Below are 5669 nucleotides of genomic sequence, written 5' to 3' on the forward strand. Positions count from 1 at the left end.
TCGGTATGGGAACGGGTGTGACCTCTTTGCCATCATCACTAGACTTTGTTATGTATCTTGTTTTGAAGTTGTTTACCTGTCCTTCAAGACAAGAATTATTGTATAACGTTTTCTAACATTGTGCAATACTTTTTTATAAAAAAAAGAAATTATTACTTTTAAAAGATATTTTTGTTAAGTAAGAGAAAATATTGCCCTGCAAAATATTATAGCAATTGTTGATTCAAAAGAAAACATTTATTTTATTTCACCTATATTCTTAGCTTATAATCTATTTCAAAACAAGTGAAGAATATAGATAATCCTTCACTCGTCCTCTCATTAAATATTTGCAAGCTCTCTTTTTAATTTTGCAATATCATCAAGTGTAGTAGAAGGACCAAAAGATATTCTAAAAAATTGGCGTGCCGCTTCAAAAGAAAAACCCATTGATAGAATGGCCTTTGTTCCAGATTCACTATGAATATCACATGCACTACCTGTAGAGATACAGATTCCCGCCTCATTTAACTTTAAAAGAACATATTGCCCCTCTACTTTCTCCATCATTACCCCACAAATATTAGGTAGTTGCTGTTTACACTCAACGATCTGACATGTTTCAGGTAAATTATTTTCGAAATAATTTCTTAAAGTTTCATAATGTTGCAATTCATATTGATAGTTTTCAATTGCCGCCGCAAAGGCCACGATTGCAGGAGTATCTAATGTCCCTCCTCTGAGCCCCCTCTCATGTGTCACACCTGGTGTTAATGCAGGTACTCGGATTGCGGGGTTAATATATATGGCCCCACATCCCTTTGGCCCACCTATTTTATGAGCCGAGATGGTAATTGCATCTGCTCCTTTTGGTATAGCTAGTTTGCCAAATGATTGTACACAATCAACATGACAGAAAATATTTGATTTTCTTGCTATCTCTACGATTTTCTCCACGGGCAGGATAGAACCAATTTCAGAATTGACATGTTGAATGGTAATTAAAGCAGTATCTTCACGGATTGCTTGTTGCAATTGCCTCAGATCAACGCAGCCATCCCTCTGCAAAGGTAATTTTGTTACAGTAAAGCCCTTTTTCTCAAGTGTATTCAAAGCTGCGTGCACTGAGGTATGCTCAGCTTGGGATGAAATAATGTGTTTTCCTTTTTTTGAGGCTAGCGCTAACGACAAGATGGCTATTAGATTTCCTTCTGTGCCACTACCCGTAAAAATTACGCCATCACTACGTACACCGAGGGCATGAGCTACAACCTCTCTTGAATGCTGGACAAAATAAAGGGCTTGTCCCCCTAGATCATGCAAGCTTGCACTATTTCCATAATAACGTTGTGCTACCTCTACATATGCCTCAAGAGATTCTCTCATCATAGGTGACGTTGCAGCATAATCCATATAAATCATCATCTTCTTCCTCTCTTGTTCATCGGGTCTTGTTTTCTTTTTTATTTTATGTAAAGATAGGTGTCAAGACAACTGTAAAGAAGGTATAACTATGGATGTAAAGACAGACGTCCTTATAATTGGTAGTGGCATTGCTGCACTTCAAGCTGCTTTACTGCTTGAAGAACATTTTCAAATACAAATTGTTACAAAATCATCTATATATATGAGTAGTTCTTATCGTGCACAAGGTGGTATTGCTGCTGTTATAAGTGAGGAGGATCATATTCAACACCATATGGCTGATACATTAAAAGCTGGAGAGTATCATCATGAGAAAAGGCATGTTAAAACACTTATTAAAGATGGCACGGAGATTATGCAAAACTATCTAAAGAATGGCCTCCCTGTTGATCGGCAGGTCGATGGAAAACCTGCTTTAGGACTTGAAGGAGCACATAGTCATCATCGTATTCTACATGCAGGTGGTGATCGTACTGGTCAGATTTTCATAGATTACTTGCTTCATAAACTCTCACCCAAAACAAAGATTAATTGCTATGAAATGGCTTATGAGCTTTTACGGAATACAGATGGTGACTGTGTAGGAGTACTAACTAAAGGAGAAAAAGGTACAAAACGTTATTTGGCTCATCATGTTATTTTAGCGACAGGTGGCGCAGGTGCCCTTTATTCAAGCACATCTAATTTTCCAACTAATACAGGCGATGGGATTGCATTAGCATTTCGAGCAGGCGCTGCCATTAGTGATATGGAATTTATGCAATTTCATCCAAGTCTTCTGTGGTGTAAAAATGAAGCAAAGGGATTAGTTTCTGAAGCTGTCAGAGGTGCTGGGGGCATTTTTGTGAACGCACAGCATCAGCCCATTATGACAGGTTTACATGCTCAACTTGACCTAGCACCAAGACATATTACGGCACTTGCCCTATTTACAAAACGTGCAGCTGGTGAAGAAACGTTTATTGATATCGCTAACATTCAAGACTTTGAAGCAAAATTTCCAACAATTACTCAGCTGTGCCATGATAATCATGTTCATTTACAGGATGGCCTTATCCCCGTGGCTCCAGGAAGTCATTTCTTGATGGGTGGTGTTATTGCTGATGACAAAGGAAGAACTACTATACCTAACCTATATGCAGTCGGTGAGGTTGCCTGTACAGGCGTACATGGAGCAAATCGTTTAGCAAGTAATTCACTATTGGAAGGTATTACATTTGGTCAAAAAATGGCACAGTTCATCATTCAAAAAGGGTGTCATCAAAAAAATTTTTTACTTGAAAACCCTCATTGTACTGATAAAATGCCATCTTTATTTAGCAAACCACAATTACAGCAACACATGATGCAGTTCCTAGGTATTGTTAGAAATATTGATGACTTGCAGCATTTTGTTCAGCAATTGCCCTCCTTGCAATCACTTCTTCACGTTAATTTAAATGGTCTCGAACTAGCTGAGTTGGAATTATTTATGATGCATGTAGTCGCCACATTAATGGCACATGCAGCAATTACGCGAACGGAAACACGAGGAGCTCATATTCGGACGGATAAACCCGAAATGGAAGCACAATGGGCAAGCCGATGGATTATTTTTTCGCAAGGACAAATGAAAGTGAGGAACTCATTGTATGAATATCATCAAACTCGAGGAAATGCTCAAACAATTTTTTAATGAGGATTTAGGAGATGGGGATTTATCGAGTGAATTTATCTTTTCAGCCGATCAACTAGGATCTTTTTCTTTTTACGCGAAAGAAAGCGGAATTTTTTGCGGGGCACTCATTATTGAGCATGGCTTTCTCTTACTCGATCGATCAATCGAAGTCAACCTTCATAAAAAAGATGGAGAGATGGTTAAGTCAGGTGATGTGCTTGCTGTGATTAAAGGTCCCTTACAAAAGTTATTAATAGGTGAGCGTGTCATTTTAAATCTTATTCAACGAATGTCTGCTATTGCAACGGCGACTAATCGTGCCGTTCAAGAAACAGTAGGTACTCATGCAAAAATATGTGATACCCGTAAAACAATACCAGGACTGCGTATGTTAGATAAATATGCTGTTCGAATTGGTGGTGCTTTTAATCATCGTAATGGCCTGTATGACGCAATTATGCTAAAGGATAATCATATTGCCTTTGCTGGTAGCATAGCAAACGCAGTTCAAGCCGCAAGAGCGAAAGTCGGTCATACCGTTAAAATTGAAGTTGAAATTGAAACAAAAGAACAGTTAGAAGAAGCTATCAAGGCAGGAGCAGATATTATAATGTTTGATAACCGTAGCCCAGAAGAAATCCGTGCATGGCTTCCCATTGTTCCACCAACTATTGCGACTGAAGCATCTGGGGGCATCACACTTGAAAATTTAAAGACATATGCCCAATCAGGTATTCAATGGATTTCACTTGGCTCCCTAACACATTCAGTTAAAGCTTTTGATATTAGTGCACTCGTTCAAATGAAAGGAGATCATTCCCTTGTCCATCACTAGTTTATTACAACAGACGTCATTACTTCCAGAGCATTATCGGGCACTATCTGTAAAGGAAATGGAATCTCGTATTTTATCAATAAAGAAAAAATTAGGGCCTAAATTATTTATTCCTGGGCACCATTATCAAAAAGATGAAGTCATTCAATTTGCAGATGCAACCGGGGATTCTTTACAGTTAGCTCAATTATCTTCAGCAAATAAGGAAGCTGAACACATCGTATTTTGCGGTGTGCATTTTATGGCAGAGACTGCTGATATGCTGACAACGAAACAGCAACATGTCTATTTACCAGATATGCGCGCTGGTTGTTCAATGGCTGATATGGCTGATATTTATCAAACAGAACAAGCATGGCCAATTCTTCAAGAACTCTTTGGTGATACGATTATTCCTCTAACCTATGTTAATTCAACTGCGGCTATTAAAGCCTTTACCGGAAGACATGGTGGTGCTTGTGTCACTTCATCGAATGCAAAGGAACTTGTTCAATGGGCTTTTACCCAAAAACAGCGGATCTTCTTTTTACCTGACCAACATTTAGGAAGAAATACTGCCTATGATTTAGGTATACCTCTTGAAAATATGGCTGTTTGGAATCCACATAAGAACATGCTCGAAACAAAAGAGCCTCTTGAAAATATTCAGGTTATACTTTGGAAGGGTCACTGCTCTGTGCACGAAGGTTTTACCGTTCAACATACAGAGGTTATTCGTAAAAAACACCCAACTATGAGCATTATCGTTCACCCTGAATGCAGCCGTGAAGTGGTAGCAGCAGCTGATGATGCAGGCTCCACAAAATACATTATTGATACAATCAATCGAGCTCCAAGCGGATCTGCATGGGCAATTGGAACAGAAATGAACCTTGTCAATCGCATTATTAAGCAGCATCCTGATAAACATATTGTCTCCTTAAATGAAAACTTTTGTCCTTGTTTAACAATGAATCGCATCGACCTTCCGCATTTGTTATGGAGCTTAGAAAGTATCGAGCAAGGGCAACCTCATAACCGTATACAAGTAGATGAACATACTACTGCTGAAGCTCTTAGCTCACTTGAAAGAATGCTAGCCAGAGGATAAATAGTTAAACTTTTTAAACAGAAAGGTTATAAGACATAACCTTTCTGTTTTTGTTGATATAACACCCGCTTTCAATAGTGCTAATGGCTTCCATTTTCGTCTGCATTGCTATAATTGACAAGCCTTTATGCCCCATGATACTGTCAATTTGGAGGTGATACTAAATGGCTTTTCAATCGAAAAATATCTTTATCAATTTACCAGTAAAAGATCTAAACAAATCCATTCGTTTTTTTAAGGAATTAGGTTTTGAGTTCAATCAACAATTTAGTGATGAAACAACAGCCTCAATGATTATTAATGAGAATATCTTTGTTTTGATAATGGTTGAAGAACGATTTAAAGGATTTAGTAAGAAAGAAATTACAGATACTACTACTTCTGCAGAAGCAATCTTATGTCTTTCTGCCGAAAATCGAGAACAAGTAGATCAATTAGTGAATAAGGCACTTGCCTCTGGTGGTAAACCTTATAGTGAACCACAAGATCATGGATTTATGTATGGTTGGGGCTTTCAGGATGTAGACGGGCACATCTGGGAAGTAGTTTATATGGATGAAAATGCATTGAATCAAGAGTAAATTTTGTATCTATGAATATATAAAAACAGTAGATGCAAATGCATCTACTGTTTTTAGTATGACCCGTACGGGATTCGAACCCGTGTTACCGCCGTGAAAGGG

5 protein-coding genes are annotated in these 5669 nt (G+C 38.2%); 4 read left to right on the plus strand and 1 reads right to left on the minus strand.

What is annotated here, in order from left to right; genetic code table 11:
- Nucleotides 1–321: 321 nt before the first annotated feature.
- Nucleotides 322–1401: a cysteine desulfurase family protein gene (locus CD31_RS00475; RefSeq protein WP_374116344.1), complete on the minus strand. Its 1080-nt coding sequence runs from the start codon at nucleotides 1399–1401 to the stop codon at nucleotides 322–324.
- A 91-nt stretch (nucleotides 1402–1492) separates the two neighbouring features.
- Here CD31_RS00475 and nadB point away from each other — a divergent pair, with 91 nt between their 5' ends.
- From nadB to CD31_RS00495, 4 genes are all read left to right on the plus strand, one after another.
- On the plus strand, nucleotides 1493–3079 hold the full coding sequence (gene nadB / locus CD31_RS00480; protein ID WP_036074901.1) for an L-aspartate oxidase: 1587 nt from the start codon (nucleotides 1493–1495) through the stop codon (nucleotides 3077–3079).
- Nucleotides 3036–3896, plus strand: a complete 861-nt coding sequence (nadC, locus tag CD31_RS00485) for a carboxylating nicotinate-nucleotide diphosphorylase (protein ID WP_036074902.1) — start codon at nucleotides 3036–3038, stop codon at nucleotides 3894–3896. Before nadB ends, nadC begins: the two co-directional genes overlap by 44 nt.
- On the plus strand, nucleotides 3883–4986 hold the full coding sequence (gene nadA, locus CD31_RS00490) for a quinolinate synthase NadA (protein ID WP_036074903.1): 1104 nt from the start codon (nucleotides 3883–3885) through the stop codon (nucleotides 4984–4986). Before nadC ends, nadA begins: the two co-directional genes overlap by 14 nt.
- 164 nt (nucleotides 4987–5150) lie before the next feature.
- The gene (locus CD31_RS00495) at nucleotides 5151–5567 is read left to right on the plus strand and encodes a VOC family protein (protein WP_036074904.1); all 417 of its coding nucleotides are present in this window, start codon (nucleotides 5151–5153) and stop codon (nucleotides 5565–5567) included.
- Nucleotides 5568–5669: the final 102 nt, after the last annotated feature.

Origin of the sequence: Lysinibacillus boronitolerans JCM 21713 = 10a = NBRC 103108 (genome assembly GCF_000772935.1) — a bacterium.
Classification (GTDB): Bacteria; Bacillota; Bacilli; order Bacillales_A; family Planococcaceae; genus Lysinibacillus; species Lysinibacillus boronitolerans.